Below are 20722 nucleotides of genomic sequence, written 5' to 3' on the forward strand. Positions count from 1 at the left end.
CCCTGGCCGACCCCCGCCGGCCTCGGCCAGGGCCCCGGAAACCCCGCAGGGGCCCGGGGAAACGCCGCAGAGGCCCGGAAACGCCGCAGGGCGGCCACCCCGTGAGGGGTGACCGCCCTGCGATCAGTGACGCGCGACTCAGCCGGTGTACGGGCCGTAGTCGTAGTCGTCCAGCGGAACCGCCTGGCCGGAGCCGGCGCCGAAGGGCGACAGGTCGTAGTCGTCGTAGCCGACGGCCGAGTACATCGCGGCCTTGGCCTCCTCGGTCGGCTCGACCCGGATGTTGCGGTAGCGGGGCAGACCCGTACCGGCCGGGATGAGCTTACCGAGGATGACGTTCTCCTTGAGGCCCAGCAGCGGGTCCGACTTGGCGTGGATCGCCGCGTCGGTGAGGACCCGGGTCGTCTCCTGGAAGGAGGCGGCCGACAGCCAGGACTCGGTGGCCAGCGAGGCCTTGGTGATACCCATCAGCTGCGGACGGCCGGAGGCGGGGTGACCGCCCTCGGCGACCACGCGACGGTTCTCGGTCTCGAAGCGGCCGCGCTCGACGAGCTCGCCCGGGAGCAGCTCGGCGTCGCCCGACTCGATGATCGTCACGCGGCGGAGCATCTGCCGGATGATGATCTCGATGTGCTTGTCGTGGATCGACACACCCTGCGAGTTGTAGACCTTCTGGACCTCGGCGACCAGGTGGATCTGGACGGCCCGCTGGCCCATGATGCGCAGCACGTCGTGCGGGTTGGTGGCACCCATGGTCAGCTTCTGGCCGACCTCGACCGCCTCGCCCTCGCTGACGAGCAGCTTCACACGCTTGGAGACCGGGTAGGCGATCTCCTCGCTGCCGTCGTCCGGCGTGATGACCAGCTTGCGGGTCTTCTCGGTGTCCTCGATGCGGACCCGGCCCTGCGCCTCCGAGATCGGGGCCACACCCTTGGGGGTACGGGCCTCGAAGAGCTCGACGACACGCGGCAGACCCTGGGTGATGTCGTCACCGGCCACACCACCGGTGTGGAAGGTACGCATCGTCAGCTGGGTACCGGGCTCACCGATGGACTGGGCGGCGATGATGCCGACCGCCTCACCGATGTCGACCAGCTTGCCGGTGGCCAGCGAGCGCCCGTAGCACATGGCGCAGGTGCCGACGGCCGACTCACAGGTCAGGATCGAGCGGGTCTTGACCTCGCCGATGCCGTGGCGGATCAGCTCGTCGATCAGCACGTCACCGAGGTCGGTGTTGGCGGTGGCAAGGAGCTTGCCGTCCACCGTGATGTCCTCGGCGAGCATGCGGGCGTAGACGCTGGTCTCGACGTCGTCGGCCTTGCGCAGCACGCCGTCGGCGCCCACGGAACCGATCGACAGCTTGAGGCCGCGCTCGGTGCCGCAGTCCTCCTCGCGAATGATGACGTCCTGGGAGACGTCGACCAGACGACGGGTGAGGTAGCCGGAGTCGGCGGTACGCAGAGCGGTGTCGGCCAGACCCTTACGGGCACCGTGGGTCGAGATGAAGTACTCGAGAACGGTGAGGCCCTCACGGAACGACGCCTTGATGGGACGGGGGATCGTCTCGTTCTTGGCGTTGGACACCAGACCACGCATACCGGCGATCTGGCGCATCTGCATCATGTTTCCACGAGCACCCGAGTCGACCATCATGAAGATGGGGTTGGTCTTCGGGAAGTTCGCGTTCATGGCCTCGGCAACCTCGTTGGTCGCCTGGGTCCAGATGCCGATGAGCTCCTGCTTGCGCTCGTCGTTGGTGATCAGGCCGCGCTCGTACTGACGCTGGACCTTCTCGGCCTTGGCCTCGTAGCCCTCGAGGATCTGGGGCTTGCTCGGCGGGACGACGACGTCGGAGATCGAGACGGTGACACCCGAGCGGGTGGCCCAGTGGAAGCCGGCCGCCTTCAGGTTGTCCAGGGTCGCCGCGACGACGACCTTGGGGTAGCGCTCCGCCAGGTCGTTGACGATCGCGGAGAGCTGCTTCTTGCCCACCTCGTAGTCGACGAACGGGTAGTCCTCGGGCAGCAGCTCGTTGAAGAGCGCGCGGCCCAGGGTGGTCTGCAGGCGGAAGGACTCGCCCTCGAACCAGCCCGGCTGACCGTCCTCGTCGATCGGCGGGGTCCAGCCACGGGGCGGGACGGTGCCCATCGGCAGACGGACGTCGATGACGGCCTGGACGTCCAGCTCCTTGGCGTCGAACGCCATGACGGCCTCGGCGGTGGAGGAGAAGGAACGGCCACCGCCCTTCACCTCCTCGCGGTCCGAGGTGAGGAAGAACAGACCGAGCACCATGTCCTGGGTCGGCATGGTGACGGGGCGACCGTCGGCCGGCTTCAGGATGTTGTTCGAGGACAGCATCAGGATGCGGGCCTCGGCCTGCGCCTCCGCGGAGAGCGGCAGGTGGACGGCCATCTGGTCACCGTCGAAGTCCGCGTTGAACGCGGTGCAGACGAGCGGGTGGATCTGGATGGCCTTGCCCTCGACCAGCTGCGGCTCGAAGGCCTGGATGCCGAGGCGGTGCAGGGTGGGCGCACGGTTCAGCAGGACCGGGTGCTCGGCGATGACCTCTTCGAGGACGTCCCACACGACCGGACGGGCGCGCTCGACCATGCGCTTGGCCGACTTGATGTTCTGCGCGTGGTTCAGGTCGACCAGGCGCTTCATCACGAACGGCTTGAAGAGCTCCAGCGCCATGGCCTTCGGCAGACCGCACTGGTGCAGCTTGAGCTGCGGGCCGACGACGATGACCGAACGGGCCGAGTAGTCGACTCGCTTGCCGAGCAGGTTCTGACGGAAACGACCCTGCTTGCCCTTCAGCATGTCGCTGAGGGACTTCAGCGGGCGGTTGCCCGGGCCGGTGACCGGACGGCCACGACGGCCGTTGTCGAACAGCGCGTCGACGGCCTCCTGGAGCATGCGCTTCTCGTTGTTCACGATGATCTCGGGGGCACCGAGGTCGAGAAGCCGCTTCAGGCGGTTGTTGCGGTTGATGACGCGGCGGTACAGGTCGTTCAGGTCGGAGGTCGCGAAGCGGCCACCGTCCAGCTGCACCATCGGACGCAGGTCCGGCGGGATGACCGGGACGCAGTCCAGCACCATGCCGTTGGGCTTGTTGGTGGTCTGCAGGAACGCGGAGACGACCTTGAGGCGCTTCAGCGCACGGGTCTTCTTCTGGCCCTTGCCGGTGCGGATGATCTCGCGCAGGCGCTCGGACTCCTCCGCCAGGTCGAAGGTCTCGAGGCGGTCCTTGAGGGCCGCCGCGCCCATCGAGCCGGAGAAGTAGGTGCCGAAGCGGTCGCGCAGCTCGCGGTAGAGCAGCTCGTCGCCCTCGAGGTCCTGGACCTTGAGGTTCTTGAAGCGGGCCCACACCTCGTCGAGGCGGTCGAGCTCGCGCTGCGCGCGGTCGCGCAGCTGCTTCATCTCGCGCTCGGCGCTCTCGCGCACCTTGCGGCGCACGTCGGCCTTGGCGCCCTCGGCCTCCAGCTCGGCCAGGTCGGTCTCGGCCTTCTTGGCGCGGGCCTCGAGGTCGGAGTCGCGGCGGTTCTCGATCTGCTGACGCTCGACCGAGACGTGCGCCTCCAGGGACGGCAGGTCGCGCTGGCGGCGCTCGTCGTCGACCCAGGTGATCATGTAGGCGGCGAAGTAGATGACCTTCTCGAGGTCCTTCGGCGCCAGGTCCAGCAGGTAGCCCAGGCGGGACGGGACACCCTTGAAGTACCAGATGTGGGTGACCGGGGCGGCCAGCTCGATGTGGCCCATCCGCTCGCGACGCACCTTGGCGCGGGTCACCTCGACGCCGCAGCGCTCGCAGATGATGCCCTTGAAGCGGACGCGCTTGTACTTACCGCAGTAGCACTCCCAGTCCCGGGTGGGGCCGAAGATCTTCTCGCAGAAGAGCCCGTCCTTTTCCGGCTTCAGGGTGCGGTAGTTGATGGTCTCCGGCTTCTTGACCTCGCCGTGCGACCACTGGCGGATGTCGTCGGCGGTGGCCAGGCCGATGCGGAGCTCGTCGAAGAAGTTGACGTCAAGCACTGGTCGTCAAGCCCTCTTTCGTAAGTCGAGAGTCGTTCATGTGGTCTGAGGGGGGCCTGGGGGCGGGCCGGCTGCGCGGGCAGCCGGCCCAACCTCCGTCAGACCTCTTCGACGCTGCTCGGCTCGCGCCGGGACAGGTCAATGCCGAGCTCTTCGGCGGCGCGGAACACGTCCTCGTCGGAGTCCCGCATCTCGATGGACTGGCCGTCCGAGGACAGCACCTCCACGTTGAGGCAGAGCGACTGCATTTCCTTGATGAGGACCTTGAAGGACTCGGGAATGCCGGGCTCGGGGATGTTCTCGCCCTTGACGATGGCCTCGTAGACCTTCACGCGGCCGAGGACGTCGTCGGACTTGATGGTGAGGAGCTCCTGCAGCGCGTAGGCCGCGCCGTACGCCTCGAGGGCCCACACCTCCATCTCACCGAAGCGCTGACCACCGAACTGCGCCTTACCACCGAGCGGCTGCTGGGTGATCATCGAGTACGGGCCGGTCGAGCGGGCGTGCAGCTTGTCGTCGACCAGGTGGTGCAGCTTGAGGATGTACATGTAGCCGACCGAGACCGGCATCGGGAACGGCTCGCCGGAGCGGCCGTCGAACAGCCGGGCCTTGCCGGTGGAGTTCACCAGGCGCTCACCGTCACGGGTGAGGGTGGTGTTGTCCAGCAGGCCGGTGATCTCGTCCTCGCGGGCGCCGTCGAAGACCGGGGTGGCGAGGTTGGTGCCGCCCTGGACGGTGTCGGCGCCGATCGCCTGCAGGCGCTGGGCCCACTCGTCGGCGAGGCCGGAGACGTCCCAGCCCTGCTTGGCGAGCCACCCGAGGTGAATCTCCAGGACCTGCCCGGGGTTCATTCGGGACGGGACGCCCAGCGGGTTGAGGATGATGTCGACCGGGGTGCCGTCCTCCAGGAACGGCATGTCCTCGACCGGCAGGATCTTGGAGATGACACCCTTGTTGCCGTGACGGCCGGCGAGCTTGTCACCGTTGGTGATCTTGCGCTTCTGGGCCACGTAGACGCGGACCAGCTGGTTCACGCCCGGGGGCAGCTCGTCGCCCTCTTCGCGGTCGAAGACGCGGACGCCGATGACCTTGCCGGACTCACCGTGCGGCACCTTCAGCGAGGTGTCGCGGACCTCACGGGCCTTCTCACCGAAGATCGCGCGGAGCAGGCGCTCCTCCGGGGTCAGCTCGGTCTCGCCCTTCGGGGTGACCTTGCCGACGAGGATGTCGCCGGTGACGACGTCGGCGCCGATGCGGATGATGCCGCGCTCGTCGAGGTCGGCGAGGACCTCCTCGGAGACGTTCGGGATGTCCCGGGTGATCTCCTCGGGGCCCAGCTTGGTGTCACGGGCGTCGACCTCGTGCTCCTCGATGTGGATCGAGGAGAGGACGTCGTCCTGCACGAGGCGCTGCGACAGGATGATCGCGTCCTCGTAGTTGTGACCCTCCCAGGACATGAACGCCACGAGGAGGTTCTTGCCGAGGGCCATCTCGCCCTCGTCGGTGCAGGGGCCGTCGGCCAGCACCTGGTTGACCTCGACGCGGGCGCCCTCGTCCACGAGCACCTTCTGGTTGAAGGCGGTGCCCTGGTTGGAGCGGGTGAACTTGGCGGCGCGGTACGTGGTGTACGTGCCGTCGTCGTTGGCCACGGTGACGTAGTCGGCCGAGACCTCCTGGACGACACCGGCCTTCTCGGCGGTGATGACGTCCGCGGCGTCGACGGCGCAGCGGTACTCCATGCCGGTACCGACCAGCGGAGCCTCGCTCTTCAGCAGCGGCACCGCCTGGCGCATCATGTTCGAGCCCATGAGTGCGCGGTTGGCGTCGTCGTGCTCGAGGAACGGGATCATGGCGGTCGCGACCGACACCATCTGGCGCGGCGAGACGTCCATGTAGTCGATCTCGGTGCCGGGGATGTAGTCGATCTCGCCGCCACGGCGGCGGACCAGGACACGCGGCTCGGCGAAGGTCAGCTCCGCCGTCAGCGGGGCGTTGGCCTGCGCGATGACGTAGCGGTCCTCCTCGTCGGCCGTGAGGTAGTCGACCTGCTCGGTGACGACACCCTCGATGACCTTGCGGTACGGGGTCTCGATGAAGCCGAAGGCGTTGACCCGGCCGTACGAGGCCAGCGACCCGATCAGACCGATGTTCGGGCCTTCGGGGGTCTCGATCGGACACATGCGGCCGTAGTGCGAGGGGTGCACGTCACGGACCTCGAAGCCGGCGCGCTCACGGGAGAGACCGCCGGGGCCGAGCGCGGACAGACGACGCTTGTGGGTCAGGCCCGACAGCGGGTTCGTCTGGTCCATGAACTGCGACAGCTGGCTGGTGCCGAAGAACTCCTTGATGGAGGCGACGACCGGCCGGATGTTGATCAGGGTCTGCGGCGTGATCGCCTCGACGTCCTGGGTGGTCATGCGCTCGCGCACGACGCGCTCCATACGGGCGAGACCCGTACGGACCTGGTTCTGGATGAGCTCGCCGACGTTGCGCAGGCGGCGGTTGCCGAAGTGGTCGATGTCGTCGACCTCGACCACGATGTCGCGGCCCTCGCCGTCACGCCACTCGGTCTCGCCCGCGTGCAGCTTCACCAGGTACTTGATCGCACCGATGATGTCGGGCTCGGTGAGCACGCCGGAGTCCAGCGACTCGGCGTTGCCCAGCTTGCGGTTGACCTTGTAACGGCCGACCTTCGCGAGGTCGTAGCGCTTCGGGTTGAAGTACAGGTTCTCCAGAAGCGTCTGCGCGGCCTCGCGCGTCGGCGGCTCGCCCGGACGCAGCTTGCGGTAGATGTCCAGGAGCGCGTCGTCCTGGCCCTGGGTGTGGTCCTTCTCCAGGGTGTTGCGCATCGACTCGTACTCGCCGAACTCCTCGAGAATCATCTCGTTGGTCCAGCCGAGGGCCTTCAGCAGCACGGTGACGGACTGCTTGCGCTTGCGGTCGATGCGGACGCCGACCATGTCGCGCTTGTCGATCTCCATCTCCAGCCAGGCACCACGCGAGGGGATGACCTTGCAGGAGTAGATGTCCTTGTCGGAGACCTTGTCCAGGGTGGAGTCGAAGTACACACCCGGGGAACGGACCAGCTGCGACACGACGACACGCTCGGTGCCGTTGATCACGAACGTGCCCTTGTGGGTCATGAGCGGGAAGTCGCCCATGAAGACCGTCTGAGACTTGATCTCACCGGTCTCGTTGTTGGTGAACTCGGCCGTGACGAAGAGCGGAGCCGCGAACGTGAAGTCGCGGTCCTTGCACTCGTCAATGGAGTTCTTCGGCGGCTCGAAACGGTGGTCGCGGAAGGTCAGCGACATCGACCCACTGAAGTCCTCGATCGGGGAGATCTCCTCGAAGATCTCCTCCAGACCGGACTTGGTGGGGACGTCCAGACCGTTCTCCAGCGCCTTCTCGACCCTGGACTTCCAGGCCGCGTTGCCGAGCAGCCAGTCAAAGCTCTCGGTCTGCAGGGCCAGGAGGTTCGGGACCTCGAGGGGCTCCTTGATCTTCGCGAACGAGACGCGGAGAGGAGCGGTGGATGCGGCGGAATTGTTCGAGGCGTTGCGCGGCGCGGCCAAGAGGGGGGTCCTTCCGAGGGCTCGGAGCTCACTACGCGCGTACCAGCCGGGCCTAATTGGGCTTGGACCCGCCTCCTCGCCACTGGCCTCCGCCGGGGTCGAAACCCCAGGTCAGAGCCGCTTTGCGGAGGCGATGCCAGACCCCTTCAGGGCAACGCAAACTCCGGGCGACGAGTCACGGAGCAGCTAACAGGCAGCGCAAAGGGACAGTGTAGCCAAAGGCCACACTGCTGTCCAGCTCTGATTCGGAGACCGAATCGGAGACTCCTCCCGGTAGCCGGCGGACGCGAACGCCTGCCGGGTACTGCTCTAACTCACGTGGAGTCATTTCCCGCCGGAGCCACTGGTTATGCATCCAGCAGCGAACCAACCGGGCGGACTCGCGCCTTGAGAATCGCGCGCCGCGCCAGGGTTCGTCAAGGGCCCGCCGACGGGGCGGACCTCGCCCCGTCCATCGGTCCGGACCCCTCCCGCGTTACAGACGCCGTGGTGGGGGCCGCCCCTGACGACGGTGATCACCTTACCGCTCGCCACCGACGGTGCCGAGTGAGCGGTGGGCCACACCGGTGGGCCGCGCCGGCCCGGACGGGAAAACGGGGCCGGGCACCGCCCGGTACCCCGGGAACGCAAAAAGCCGGGCCGACCACCCGCAAGGGTGATCGGCCCGGCCGTACGCCCCCTCAGAGGGGGCGCATGATCACTTGACGGTGACCTTGGCGCCGGCACCCTCGAGGGCGGCCTTGGCCTTCTCGGCAACGTCCTTGGCAACCTTCTCCAGGACCTTGGCACCAGCGGTGTCAACGAGGTCCTTGGCCTCCTTCAGGCCGAGGGAGGTCAGGGTGCGCACCTCCTTGATGACCTGGATCTTCTTGTCGCCGGCACCGTCGAGGATGACGTCGAACTCGTCCTGCTCCTCAGCGGCCTCGGCGGCCGGGCCGGCAACGCCGGCGGCGGCAACGGCGACCGGAGCGGCAGCGGTGACGTCGAACTTCTCCTCGAAGGCCTTCACGAAGGCAGCGAGCTCGATGAGGGTGAGCTCCTCGAACTGCGCGAGCAGCTCGTCCTGGGTCAGCTTCGCCATGATGGCGTCCTTCCACTAAATCGGCAGGTGGTGCCGTATGTACGGGTTTGGCGGGCACGGGCCCGCAGCGAGGCGTGAGCCTGCCGAACTACTCGGCGGCAGCGTCCTCGGCGGCGGGAGCCGGCGTACCGGCACCGCCCTGCTCGACCTTGTCGCGCAGCGCGTCCACGGTGCGGACGAGCTTCGACGGCAGGGCCTGGAAGAGCGCGGCAGCCTGGGACTGCTTGGCCTTCAGGGCACCCGCCAGCTTGGCGAGCAGCACCTCGCGGGACTCGAGGTCCGCGAGCTTCTTGATCTCATCGGCGGACAGCGCCTTACCGTCAAGGACACCGCCCTTGATGATGAGAGCGGGGTTCTCCTTGGCGAAGTCACGCAGAGCCTTCGCCGACTCCACCGGGTCACCGGTGACGAAGGCAACAGCCGTCGGACCGTTGAACAGGTCGTCGAGCTCCGTGATCCCGACCTCATTGGCCGCGATCTTGGTCAGCGTGTTCTTCACCACGGCGTACTCGGCGTTGTCGCCGAGCGAGCGACGCAGGGTCTTGACCTGCTTCACCGAGAGACCGCGGTACTCGGTCAGCAGCGCCGCGGAGGAGCCACGGAACTTGTCCGTGATCTCGGCAACGGCAGCAGCCTTGTCGGGCCTGGCCATAGGCTTACGCCTCCTTCCGTGATGTCGAAGTCGGGCCGACCGCGAAAGTCGACCTAGGTCGCCGCGGACCGACCGGACGGAAGGAAAGCTCCTGCGAAATGCAAGGAGCCCCGGTGCGCAGGCGCACGGGGCTCGTGACGACCTCGACGGGCGTCCACGCGAGCGCGGTACCCGGAAGTCGAAGCTCCAGACACACCTGCGCGGGCTGCCTGCGACGAATCGCAGATCCTTCGGCCACCGGCTCCCTGACGGGGCGCGGCGACAACCAGCGGTCTTTGGCTTCGGTAACAGTAACGGCACCGCGCCGTCCGGGGCAAATCGCCCGGACCCCGCCCGTCCCGGGGCTCAGCGGGCCAGTGGGGAGACCGTCCGGACGCCGGTGTCCACGGTGTCCGTCTCGGCGGGCGCCTGCGCCGAGAGCAGGGCCCCGGCGAGGTCGGTGTAGAGCACCGAGTCGTCCGCCCGGCCGCTGTCCCCGTTTCCGGTGCGCTGGATCCGGACCAGCTGGTCCTTGTCGTTGAGCCAGAGGTCCAGGGTGAGCGAGAGCGAGCCGCCGGGCGCGAGCGCGGCCCGCAGGCCGTCCCGGCGGGCCTGGGTCAGCTGGGTCTGGGCGGCCGCGTACTTCTCGGCGGTGGTGGTGACCCGGTAGTGCTCGACGGTCGAGTCCTCGTACTTCTCCTCGCCGACGAAGGCGGCGTCCGTCCCGTCGGCGGTGGCCGCGGCCAGCGCCTCGACCGGGTTCAGCAGGTCGATCAGCCCGGCGTAGGGGATCTCCTTGTGGCCGTCCGGGTCCGGCGGGACGGTGAAGCGCTCCCAGTGCCTGCCGCCGTGCCGGGCCGCGGTGGCGGCGTCGCCGCCCTGGTAGGCGACGGTGTCCACGACGATCAGCTGCTCGGCGTCGCCCGGGGTGGAGCGTTTGACCTGCAGTGCCGTCTTCGGCTGCCAGAACAGCGGGCCGGATCCGGCGTCCGCACTGAGCCGGTAGCTGACCTTGGCCCGGCGGGCGGTCTGCATGGCCAGCTGGGCGGAGAGCAGCACCCCGTGCGGCGAGCGGTCGGTCGGCTTGGCCGGCCCGGTCGAGGAGGCGCCGGCCGGCGAGGCGCTGGTCGTGCTCGGGCTGCCGGACGGCGTCGCGCGCGCGTCGTCTCCCCCGCCGCATCCGCTCAGCCCGCTCGCCAGCAGGGCGACGACGGCCACCGCCGCCAACCGCTGCCGTCCCGCCACGTCCGTTCCCTCCTCGCCCGGCCCCCGTCCGACGGCGGCCCTCCTCCGGCCACCATGCCACCCGCCACCGGCTCGGTCGGTGGCGGCCCCCTCGTCGGGCCGCGCGGCCCGGGCGGATCCACCGGGTCGGCCGAGTCGGGACGCGGAACGGGGAGCCGACGGCGTCGGCTCCCCGTCCGCCCGGGTCAGCTGGTGGCGTCGTCCTTCATGTACTGGTCCAGGTCGCCGAAGTCGATGAAGTCGGCCGGCTCGGACGCGATGACCGGGGTCCCGTAGTCCGAGTACGTCACGGAGACGTTCAGCGGGCCGGCCTTGGTCTCGGACCGCTCGGTCCGCTTGACCACGAGCTGGTCGGCATCGACCCAGACGTCGACCTGGTCGCTGGTGATGCCGGCCCCGGTCAGCTTCTGCTTGATCTGGTCGAGCTGGTCCGCGGTCACTCCCTGACCGCTCGCCTTGGCCATGTCGGCGACGCTGAGCGTGCCCGAGTAGTGGGTGGTGGCCTTGCCGTTCACCGTTTCCGGACCGACCTCCGCGACCTTGCCACTGGCGATCAGCGTCCGGACGCCCTGCACCGGGTCCGCGTTCTGGAGCTGGTCGGTCGAGCCGCCGGTCGCCTTGGCCATGTCGGCCTTGTCGAAGCGCACCCAGTGCGGGCCCCCACCGCTCTGGACCATCTGTCCGCCCAGGCGCATGTACATCGCGTCCTTGGTGTACAGGTACCGCACACTGGGCCCGCCGGTCACCGGCTCCAGGACCTTGGCCATCGGCGAGCCCGACAGGTCCATCGTCAGGTCGGCTTCGAGGCCGTCGGACCAGCCGACCGCACCCTTGCCCTTGATGGTGACCGCGCCCACCGTGATCACCTCGTCGATCTTCGCCGACTTGGCCGCGCCGGTCTTCTGGGTGACCTGCTCCAGGTAGACCGCCGGCGTCACCTTGGTCGGCTTCGAGGCGGCCTCCGACGAGGCTGCGGACGACGGCGCGCCAGCCTGCGCGCCGGCCGTGGTCGGCGCGGCCGGGGCGGCCGGGGCGGCGTTCCTGCCGTCGCCGTTGCTGTCGTTGCAGGCGGTCGCGGTCAGCGCCACAGCGGCAAGGACGACGGCGACGGCGGTCTTGCGGGTTCCAGCCATGGTTCCCCCCTTGAGAACCCCCGGGCGCGAGGTGCGCCCGGGGCGGTAGCCGGTCGTGCGGGTGGAGCCCCACGGGCTCCGGTTCACCGGCCCGGCCGGATCAGCCGAGCAGCTTGAGCAGGTCCGTCGCGTCGCCGAGGTCGGCGGCGGCGGGCGCCGTGATCGCGGAGGCCTTGCCGAGGTCCGAGTACTTGACGGTGACGGCCTGCTTCTGGCCGTTCGTGTCGCCGTACTCCTGGTACTGGACGAGCTCCTGCTTGCCGTTGAGCCAGAAGTCGAAGGTGAGGGTCTTGCCGTCCTCCTCCAGCGTCTTCTGGACGGCCTTGCGCTGGCCCTCGGGGAGCGCCGACATCCCGGCCACCAGGACAGAGGTGTCCTCGACCGCCCGCAGGTGGGTGGTCTGGACGCCGCCCAGGCTCTCCTGGCCGACCTTGGACAGCTTGCCGCCCTGGGCCGCGACGGTGAGCACGACGACCGGGTTCAGCATCTGGCCCGCCGCCACGAAGCCGTCACCGGCCTCGTTGCCGGCGGGCAGCTTGACCCAGTGCTTGCCGCCCAGGGCCGCGGCCGCGTCGCCGCCGCCGAGGTAGGCGTCCGCCCCGATCACCCGGAAACTGAGCTTCTTGCCCCCCATGTCGCCGGTCAGGTCCGCGGCGGCCTTGGCCGGGTCCTTCCAGTCGGCGTCACCGGAGCCGCCGCCCTTGGCGTCGTCCGGGGCGATCATGGTGACCTTGCCGTTGCCGGCCTTCTGCATGACCAGTGCGGAGGCGGCCAGCGCCGCCTTCGGGTCTCCGGTCAGCGCCGCCGCGATCGGGTCGCCGCCCTTGGCGTCACCGCTCTTGGCGTCGTTGCCGCCCTTGCTGCCACTGCTGCAGGCGGTGACCGCACCGAGCAGGACGGCCGTCGTCGCGACGGCCGAGGCGAGGCGCACAGCGCGCATGGAGTACCCCCGTGAGGTCCGATTCGATCCATGGAAGAGCTGATATTCAGGTCTTCTCAGGACTTTTCCCAGGCGGACTCTAACGGATGGCCCGAGCCGCCACGCACCGGATGTCCCCCTCCCGTCAGCCGCCCGCGGTAGGCGTCGCGTCTTCCGTTCCGGAGGAGGGGACATCCGTGGTGGTCACGGTGGTTCCGGCACTGCCCCGCACCGTCTCACGCAGCCTCAGCAGCCGCTCGCCGGGTCCGACCCAGACGTCGAAACCGATCGCCGTCACCCCCTGCTGCCGGTACCAGTCGACCGTCGCGGTCCGCCGCTGCGGGCTCAACTCCTCGGCCTTGCCGAAGAATTCGTCCACCGACACGGAGCCCTGGTAGTGCGCGGCGGTCATTCCGTCCAGTTGCTCGCCACCGAGCGAGCCGAGTGCGACGTGCTGGGCGATCGCGTACGCGCGGCTGCCCGGTCCGGTGATCAGCGCGGTCGTCCAGCCTCCCGCGTAGCCGTCCGGATCAGGGCCGGCCGTCGGGTCCAGCGACTCGGCGCCGGCCCGGTCGGCGTGCTTGGCCGCACCGCCCTGGTACGCGAGGTCGACCGCACCGTTGCGCAGCGCCAGCTGCCCGGTGCCCGCCTCGTCGGTGACGGTCAGCTCGGCCTCGTCCCGGGGGCCCCAGACCAGGGTGCCGCTCGCGGTGCGCCGGCCGGCCGGGCCCTCCCGTACCACCTCGATCCGGGCGCCGCCGGCGTCGTCCAGTGCCTGCGCGGCCGAGAGCACCACCTGCTTGGGCGGCACGGCCGCGGGGGTGCCGGGCCTCCGGGTGTCCGGGGTGGCCAGCAGGCTGCAGCCGGTGCAGGCGCCGAGCAGCAGGAGGGCCGCCACCAGGGCGGCGGAGCGGGGGGCTGTCGGCACGGGACACTCCGTCGGTCACAGGCTCTCCACATGATCTGACCGGCAGAGCGTACGACGTCTCGGGCATCCGTTCCCATCCGAGCCGGTCCCGATCCCGCAACCGTTCCGATCGCGGCCCCGGCTCCCCGAAGGACCACGGCCCCGGAAACGACGACGGCCCCGGAAACGACGGCGGGCCCGCACCCCCGGTGAAGGGGGTACGGGCCCGCCGTACGGACTGCTCTAGAGCACTGGGGCTCAGACCGCGGCCGGGTCCTCCTCGGTGAGGAGGTTGCGGGTGCGGTTCGGGTCCACCTGGATGCCGGGGCCCATGGTGGTCGAGAACGCGGTCTTCTTGATGTAGCGGCCCTTGGCGGCGGACGGCTTGGCGCGGAGCACCTCGTCCAGCGCGGCGGCGTAGTTCTCGACCAGCTGCTCGTCGGTGAAGGAGGCCTTACCGATGATGAAGTGCAGGTTCGAGTGCTTGTCGACGCGGAACTCGATCTTGCCGCCCTTGATCTCGTTCACGGCCTTGGCCACGTCCGGGGTCACGGTGCCGGTCTTCGGGTTCGGCATCAGACCACGGGGACCGAGCACGCGGCCGAGGCGGCCGACCTTGCCCATGAGGTCCGGGGTGGCGACGACGGCGTCGAAGTCGAGGCGGCCCTTGGCGACCTCGTCGATGAGCTCGTCGGAACCGACGATGTCGGCACCCGCAGCACGCGCGGCCTCGGCACGCTCGCCGGTCGCGAAGACCAGGACCCGAGCGGTCTTACCGGTGCCGTGCGGGAGGATCACGGTGCTGCGGACCATCTGGTCGGCCTTGCGCGGGTCGACGCCCAGACGCATGGCGACCTCGACGGTGCCGTCGAACTTGGTGGTGCTGGTCGCCTTGGCGAGGCGGACGGCCTCGAGGGGGGCGTAAAGGCGCTCGCGGTCGACCTGGGCGTCCGCGGCCTTCAGGGCCTTGCTGCGCTTCATAGCTGCTCCTGAATGGTGATGGGAGTTGTGGTGTCACGGGCCTGCGCGGGCCCTACCACAAGGGACGAGAAGGGTTTCAGCCCTCGACGGTGATGCCCATCGACCGGGCGGTGCCGGCGATGATCTTCTCCGCGGCGTCCAGGTCGTTGGCGTTCAGGTCGGGCATCTTGGTGGTGGCGATGTCGCGGACCTGGGCGCTGGTGAGCTTCGCGACCTTGGTCTTGTGCGGCTCGCTGGAGCCCTTCTCGACACCCGCGGCCTTCAGGATGAGGCGCGCGGCCGGCGGCGTCTTCGTGATGAAGGTGAAGGAACGGTCCTCGTAGACCGTGATCTCCACCGGCACGATCATGCCGCGCTGCGACTCGGTCGCAGCGTTGTAGGCCTTGCAGAACTCCATGATGTTGACGCCGTGCTGGCCCAGCGCGGGGCCGACCGGCGGCGCCGGGTTGGCCGCACCGGCGTTGATCTGGAGCTTGATAAGCCCCGTGACCTTCTTCTTCTTGGGAGGCATGTCTCTCCGGGTCCTTCCGAGAGGTGATTGCTGGTGCGTGCGGAACCGGGGCGACACCCGGCCGGGAGCACACACATCGAACCAGGCTAACGCGTTCGCGCCGCTGGACCAAAACGGATCCGGGGCAGGGCGCTCGGCCCCACCCCGGATCCGAAGACCGTATGACTAGTTCTTCTGGATCTGGTCGAAGGAGAGCTCGACCGGGGTCTCCCGGCCGAAGATCTCGACCAGGCCCTTGACCTTCTTCGAGTCGGGGTTGATCTCGTTGATGGTCGCCTGCAGGGTCGCGAACGGACCGTCGGTGACGGTGACCGAGTCGCCGACCTCGAAGTCCAGCACCTGGATCTCGCTCGGCTTGATCGGCGAGGGCTTGCCGGCCTCCTTGGCCGCCTGGCGCTCGACGTCCGGGGCGAGCATCTTGACGACCTCGTCCAGGGTCAGCGGGTACGGGTCGTAGGCGTTGCCGACGAAGCCGGTGACACCCGGGGTGTTGCGCACGACGCCCCAGGACTCCGGGGTGAGGTCCATGCGCACCAGGACGTAGCCGGGGAGCTTGTTCTGGCGGATGGTCTTGCGGTCGCCGTTCTTGATCTGGACGACCTCCTCCTGCGGCACCTCGGCCTGGAAGATGTACTCCTCGACGTTCAGCGAGACGGCGCGCTGCTCCAGGTTCTGCTTCACCCGGTTCTCGTAGCCCGCGTAGGTGTGGATCACGTACCACTCGCCCGGCATGAAGCGCAGGTCCTCGCGGAACTTGGCGACCGGGTCGACCTCCTCGGCCTCCTCGGCGGCGGCCTCGACGGCCTCGACCTCGTCAGCCTCAGCCTCGGCCTCGTCGGCGGCGGCCTCGACGTCGCCCTCCACGTGCAGCGCGGCCTCCTCGGCGGGCTCACCGGCCTCGGCCTCGTCGTACGCCTCGACCTCGTCCTCGTCGCTGTCCGCGGCGTCCACGATCTGCTCGGCGGACTCTGCGTCGTCAGCCAGCTCGGCCGCGTCCAGCTCGGCGGCGACATCCGCCTCGCGGACGGTCTCGTCGGCGTCGTACAGGGGGGACTCAGACACGGTGGCTGCTTCTTTCCTGGAGATGGTGAAGGTGGCGCGCTCCGAAACCCGACCCGGCACGCTGCCGCTCGCGCGGGCGCCTGGAGAGGTCTCGGAGACTTCAACAGTACCGAGTCAACGGTAATGGCGCGTACGTCCGCCGCAGACAGCTCGACCCGGGCCGAAGGTCGGCCCGGGTCGGAAAGCTGTTTCGAAGGTGGTCGGCCGCGTCAGCCGAAGATCCAGAGGCTCATCTTGGAGAAGCCGTAGTCCAGGCCGGCCACGAAGGCCATCACGACCACGACGAACACGACCACGACGGTGGTGTAGTTGGTGAGCTCGCTCCGGGTGGGCCAGACGACCTTGCGCAGTTCGGCGATGATCTGGCGGTAGAACAGCCCCATACGGGCGAACAGGCCCTTCTTGGCCCGCTTGCCGGACTTCTTGTCGCCGGAGCGGTTGGCCCGCTTGCGGTCGCGGCGCGAGAGCGCCTTCTCCTCGCCCTCGGCAGGCGTGGTCTCGGCAGCGCCGTCGGCACCCTCGGGGTTGCCGCTCTCAGGCGTTGCGGTGGAGCCCGTGGTCTCCGTCACTCGTCCTCACCTGAATCCGGGTCCTGCCGAATCCGTCGCCGCGCACCCGATGGAGCGCGACCGGCCGGCTTAGCGGTGCTGATCGGTGCCATCTCCGCATCAAGCCCGCTCGCTCTGTGGAGCGAACGGGCTGACAACGGATCAAGCAGCAGGGCAAGAGGGACTCGAACCCCCAACCGCCGGTTTTGGAGACCGGTGCTCTACCAATTGAGCTATTGCCCTACGGTGCCTCGCGGCTCCGGTGGCGACCAACCTACCGCATCTCTCCCCGCTGTCTGCACAGACGGTGAAAGCTCCGGTCTTTTTCGGCGGGCCGTCGAGGAGCGAGTGTACGTGGTCGAGGGGTGTTTGGTCGAACCTCTTCTTCCGGGAGGACCGATCGCCCGGCGGATGTCCGGTCCGACGGGGCGCCCGCCGACGGATCGTCGGGCGCCGCGATGCGGACGGAGCCGTACGGATACTGGAACCTCGATGCCCGGTCCGTCCCGGTTCTGCGACGATGCAGGCATGAGCGCTTCCACCCCGCAGCCCGACCAGTCCATTCGCCCCGCCGACCGCCGGGTCTCCGCCCGGATCGGCGCGATCGCCGAGTCCGCGACCCTCGCCGTGGACGCCAAGGCCAAGGCCCTCAAGGCCGCCGGCCGCCCGGTGATCGGCTTCGGTGCCGGCGAGCCCGACTTCCCGACGCCGGACTACATCGTCGAGGCGGCCGTCGAGGCCTGCCGCGACCCGAAGAACCACCGGTACACGCCGGCGGGTGGCCTGCCCGAGCTGAAGGCCGCGATCGCCGCCAAGACGCTGCGCGACTCCGGCTACGAGGTGGACGCCTCCCAGGTACTGGTCACCAACGGCGGCAAGCAGGCGATCTACGAGGCCTTCGCGGCGATCCTGGACCCGGGCGACGAGGTCATCATCCCGGCCCCGTACTGGACCACCTACCCCGAGTCGGTCCAGCTGGCCGGCGGTGTCCCGGTGGAGGTCGTGTCCGACGAGACCACCGGCTACAAGGTCTCGGTCGAGCAGCTGGAGGCCGCCCGCACCGAGAACACCAAGGTGGTGCTGTTCGTCTCGCCGTCCAACCCGACCGGCGCGGTGTACACCGAGGCCGAGGCCGAGGCGATCGGCCGCTGGGCGCTGGAGCACGGCCTGTGGGTGCTCACCGACGAGATCTACGAGCACCTGGTGTACGGCGACGCCACCTTCACCTCGCTGCCGGCCCTGCTGCCCGAGCTGGCCGACAAGTGCGTCGTCGTCAACGGTGTCGCCAAGACCTACGCGATGACCGGCTGGCGGGTGGGCTGGGTGATCGGCCCCAAGGACGTCATCAAGGCCGCGACCAACCTGCAGTCGCACGCCACCTCGAACGTCTCCAACGTCGCGCAGCGCGCCGCCCTGGCCGCCGTCGCCGGCGACCTGGACGCCGTCGCCGAGATGCGCACCGCCTTCGACCGCCGCCGCAAGACGATCGTGCGGATGCTCAACGAGATCGAGGGCGTCTACTGCCCCGAGCCCGAGGGCGCCTTCTACGTCTACCCGTCGGTGAAGGGCCTGCTGGGCAAGGAGATCCGCGGCACGCGCCCGCACACCTCCGGCGAGCTGGCGACCCTGATCCTGGACGAGGCCGAGGTCGCGGTCGTCCCCGGCGAGGCCTTCGGCACCCCCGGCTACCTGCGGCTCTCCTACGCGCTCGGCGACGCCGACCTGGCCGAGGGTGTCAGCCGGATCCAGAAGCTGCTCGGCGAGGCCCGCGACTGACGTCGGCCCGACATTCGGGATTCACCCGGTACACCGCCCTCTTTCACCCCTTCGGGGGAGGGAAAGAGGGCGGTTCCCGTTTGGGGGTCCCATACGGCAGTATCGGTGAATGGAACGCCTGTTGAACCCGCGAGACGTCAGGGGCCTCCCGAAGGCCCACCTGCACCTGCACTTCACCGGCTCGATGCGCCCCGCCACGCTGCTGGAGCTGGCCGACAAGCACGGCGTCCGGCTGCCGGAGGCGCTCAGCTCCGGTGAGCCGCCGAAACTGCGGGCCACCGACGAGCGCGGCTGGTTCCGCTTCCAGCGCCTCTACGACACCGCCCGCTCGGTGCTGCGGGACGAGGCGGACATCCGCCGGCTGGTCCTGGAGACCGCGCAGGACGAGCGGCAGGACGGCTCCCGCTGGCTGGAGATCCAGGTCGACCCGACCTCGTACGCGCCCCGGCTGGGCGGACTGATCCCCGCGCTGGAGCTGATCCTGGACGCGGTGGAGAACGCCGCCCGGGCCACCGGGGTGGGCATCCGGGTGCTGGTCGCGGCCAACCGGATGAAGTCCCCAATGGACGCCCGGACGCTGGCCCGGCTGGCCGTCCGCTACGCCGACCACGGGGTGGTCGGCTTCGGCCTCTCCAACGACGAGCGCCGCGGCTTCGCCCGGGACTTCGACCGGGCCTTCGCGATCGCCCGCAACGGCGGCCTGCTGGCCGCCCCGCACGGCGGCGAGCTGGCCGGCCCGGAGTCCGTCCGGGACTGCCTGGACGACCTGGACGCCGGCCGGATCGGCCACGGCGTGCGGGCCGCCGAGGACCCCCGGCTGATGGAGCGGCTGGCGGCCCGGCAGATCACCTGCGAGGTGTGCCCGTCCTCCAACGTCTCGCTCGGCGTCTACGAGAGCCCCGAGGAGGTCCCGCTGCGCAAGCTCTTCGACGCCGGGGTGCCGCTGGCGCTGGGCGCGGACGACCCGCTGCTGTTCGGCAGCCGGCTGGCCGACCAGTACCACCTGGCCCGGGACGTCCTGGGCTTCGGCGACGCCGAACTCGCCGAGCTGGCACGGCAGTCGGTGCGCGGCTCGGTCGCCCCGGAGGCCGTCCGCAAGGAGCTGCTGGCGGACATCGACGCCTGGCTGGCGAACGGGCACGCCCCCGCGGACGCGCCCGCCACCGCCGCCGCGACCTCGGCCTCGACCTCGACCTCGACCTCGACCTCGACCGCCTAGAGCGCGACGCCCACCATCACCGGCTCGTTCACCAGCTCCACCCCGAAGGCCTCGCGGACCCCGTCCCGGATCTCCCGGGCCAGGGCCAGCAGGTCCTCGGCGGTGGCCGAGCCGCGGTTGGTGAGCGCCAGGGTGTGCTTGGTGGAGAGGGTCGCCGGGCCGCTGCCGTAGCCCTTGCCGAAGCCCGCCTTGTCGATCAGCCAGGCCGCAGAGGTCTTGGTGCAGCCCTCCGGGGCCGGGTAGGCGGGGGCGTTCTCGGCGCCCGGGCGGGTGCGGAAGGACTCGTACTGCGCGGCCGTGAGCACCGGGTTGGTGAAGAAGGAGCCCGCCGACCAGGTGTCGTGGTCCGCCGGGTCCAGCACCATGCCCTTGCCGGCCCGCAGCTTCAGCACCGCCTCGAACGCCTCGGCCAGCGGCACCCGCTCGTCCTGCCCGACGCCGAAGTGCTTGGCCACCTCGGCGTACTTGACCGGGCTGGAGAGCCCGGCGTGGTCCGCCAGGGCGAACCGGACCCGCAGCACCACGTAGCGGTCCGGCTCGGCCTTGAACCGGCTGTGCCGGTAGGAGAACGCGCACTCGGCGTTCGAAAGCGTGACCGCCTCGCCGGTGGCGCGGTCGTACGCGACCACCTCGGTGATCGTCTGGGCGACCTCCTGGCCGTACGCGCCGACGTTCTGCACCGGGGTGGCGCCGGCCGAGCCGGGGATGCCGGCCAGGAACTCGATGCCGGCCAGGCCGTGCTCGCACACCGCCCGGGCGACCGCCTCCGACCACACCTCGCCGGCGGCCAGCTCCAGCACGGCGCCGTCCAGGACGAAGCCGGTGGTGGCGATCCGCAGCACGGTGCCGGAGAAGCCGGCGTCGCCGATCACCAGGTTGGAGCCGCCACCGAGGACCAGCAGCGGCTCGCCCGCCGCGTCGGCCTCGCGGACGGCGGCGATCACCTCGTCGTCGGTGTGGGCCGTCACCAGGCGGCGGGCCGGGCCGCCGAGCCGGAGCGTGGTCAGCGGGGCGAGGGGGGCGTCGTTTTCTACCAGCACGCCCACCAGCGTACGGGGGGAAAGCGGGCAGTTAATCGCCCGCTCGCCTCCGGCCGCTCCGG

15 protein-coding genes and 1 tRNA gene are annotated in these 20722 nt (G+C 69.6%); 2 read left to right on the top strand and 14 right to left on the bottom strand.

Annotation, left to right across the window (positions count from 1 at the left end; translation table 11 throughout):
• Window positions 1–138: 138 nt before the first annotated feature.
• From ACZ52R_RS27580 to ACZ52R_RS27640, 13 genes are all read right to left on the bottom strand, one after another.
• Complete coding sequence (locus ACZ52R_RS27580; RefSeq protein ID WP_360494921.1) at window positions 139–4032, bottom strand: DNA-directed RNA polymerase subunit beta'; 3894 nt, start codon at window positions 4030–4032, stop codon at window positions 139–141.
• Between the two features lie 98 nt (window positions 4033–4130).
• Complete coding sequence (rpoB, locus tag ACZ52R_RS27585) at window positions 4131–7607, bottom strand: DNA-directed RNA polymerase subunit beta (RefSeq protein ID WP_360494918.1); 3477 nt, start codon at window positions 7605–7607, stop codon at window positions 4131–4133.
• 697 nt (window positions 7608–8304) lie between these two features.
• On the bottom strand, window positions 8305–8688 hold the full coding sequence (gene rplL / locus ACZ52R_RS27590; RefSeq protein ID WP_360494915.1) for a 50S ribosomal protein L7/L12: 384 nt from the start codon (window positions 8686–8688) through the stop codon (window positions 8305–8307).
• Window positions 8689–8776: 88 nt separating this feature from the next.
• On the bottom strand, window positions 8777–9340 hold the full coding sequence (gene rplJ, locus ACZ52R_RS27595; RefSeq protein ID WP_045693068.1) for a 50S ribosomal protein L10: 564 nt from the start codon (window positions 9338–9340) through the stop codon (window positions 8777–8779).
• Window positions 9341–9685: 345 nt separating this feature from the next.
• Entirely contained in the window at window positions 9686–10564 is an 879-nt protein-coding gene (locus ACZ52R_RS27600) for an SCO4651 family lipoprotein (protein WP_465754344.1), read from the bottom strand.
• Window positions 10565–10749: 185 nt separating this feature from the next.
• Complete coding sequence (locus ACZ52R_RS27605) at window positions 10750–11697, bottom strand: SCO4651 family lipoprotein (protein ID WP_465616131.1); 948 nt, start codon at window positions 11695–11697, stop codon at window positions 10750–10752.
• A gap of 100 nt (window positions 11698–11797) precedes the next feature.
• Window positions 11798–12637 carry an SCO4651 family lipoprotein gene (locus ACZ52R_RS27610; protein WP_465616129.1) on the bottom strand — a complete coding sequence of 280 codons (840 nt, stop codon included), beginning with the start codon at window positions 12635–12637 and terminating at the stop codon, window positions 11798–11800.
• A 124-nt stretch (window positions 12638–12761) separates the two neighbouring features.
• Window positions 12762–13544 (bottom strand): hypothetical protein, encoded by a 783-nt coding sequence (locus tag ACZ52R_RS27615; protein WP_465754345.1) that lies wholly within the window; start codon window positions 13542–13544, stop codon window positions 12762–12764.
• Between the two features lie 237 nt (window positions 13545–13781).
• Window positions 13782–14504, bottom strand: a complete 723-nt coding sequence (rplA, locus tag ACZ52R_RS27620; protein WP_360494901.1) for a 50S ribosomal protein L1 — start codon at window positions 14502–14504, stop codon at window positions 13782–13784.
• A 76-nt stretch (window positions 14505–14580) separates the two neighbouring features.
• Window positions 14581–15015: a 50S ribosomal protein L11 gene (gene rplK, locus ACZ52R_RS27625; protein WP_360494898.1), complete on the bottom strand. Its 435-nt coding sequence runs from the start codon at window positions 15013–15015 to the stop codon at window positions 14581–14583.
• A 165-nt stretch (window positions 15016–15180) separates the two neighbouring features.
• Window positions 15181–16077, bottom strand: a complete 897-nt coding sequence (nusG, locus tag ACZ52R_RS27630; protein WP_465754346.1) for a transcription termination/antitermination protein NusG — start codon at window positions 16075–16077, stop codon at window positions 15181–15183.
• 209 nt (window positions 16078–16286) lie between these two features.
• On the bottom strand, window positions 16287–16646 hold the full coding sequence (gene secE, locus ACZ52R_RS27635; protein ID WP_360494892.1) for a preprotein translocase subunit SecE: 360 nt from the start codon (window positions 16644–16646) through the stop codon (window positions 16287–16289).
• A gap of 149 nt (window positions 16647–16795) precedes the next feature.
• A tRNA-Trp gene (locus ACZ52R_RS27640) sits at window positions 16796–16868 on the bottom strand.
• A 285-nt stretch (window positions 16869–17153) separates the two neighbouring features.
• Here ACZ52R_RS27640 and ACZ52R_RS27645 point away from each other — a divergent pair.
• Window positions 17154–18401, top strand: a complete 1248-nt coding sequence (locus tag ACZ52R_RS27645) for a pyridoxal phosphate-dependent aminotransferase (protein ID WP_465754347.1) — start codon at window positions 17154–17156, stop codon at window positions 18399–18401.
• A 109-nt stretch (window positions 18402–18510) separates the two neighbouring features.
• Window positions 18511–19620: an adenosine deaminase gene (locus ACZ52R_RS27650; RefSeq protein WP_465754348.1), complete on the top strand. Its 1110-nt coding sequence runs from the start codon at window positions 18511–18513 to the stop codon at window positions 19618–19620.
• Here the strand turns inward: ACZ52R_RS27650 and ACZ52R_RS27655 are convergent.
• The gene (locus ACZ52R_RS27655; protein ID WP_465754349.1) at window positions 19617–20666 is read right to left on the bottom strand and encodes a UDP-N-acetylmuramate dehydrogenase; all 1050 of its coding nucleotides are present in this window, start codon (window positions 20664–20666) and stop codon (window positions 19617–19619) included. The genes ACZ52R_RS27650 and ACZ52R_RS27655 overlap by 4 nt on opposite strands.
• Window positions 20667–20722 lie beyond the last annotated feature (56 nt).

Source organism: Kitasatospora sp. NPDC034023 (assembly GCF_055575795.1).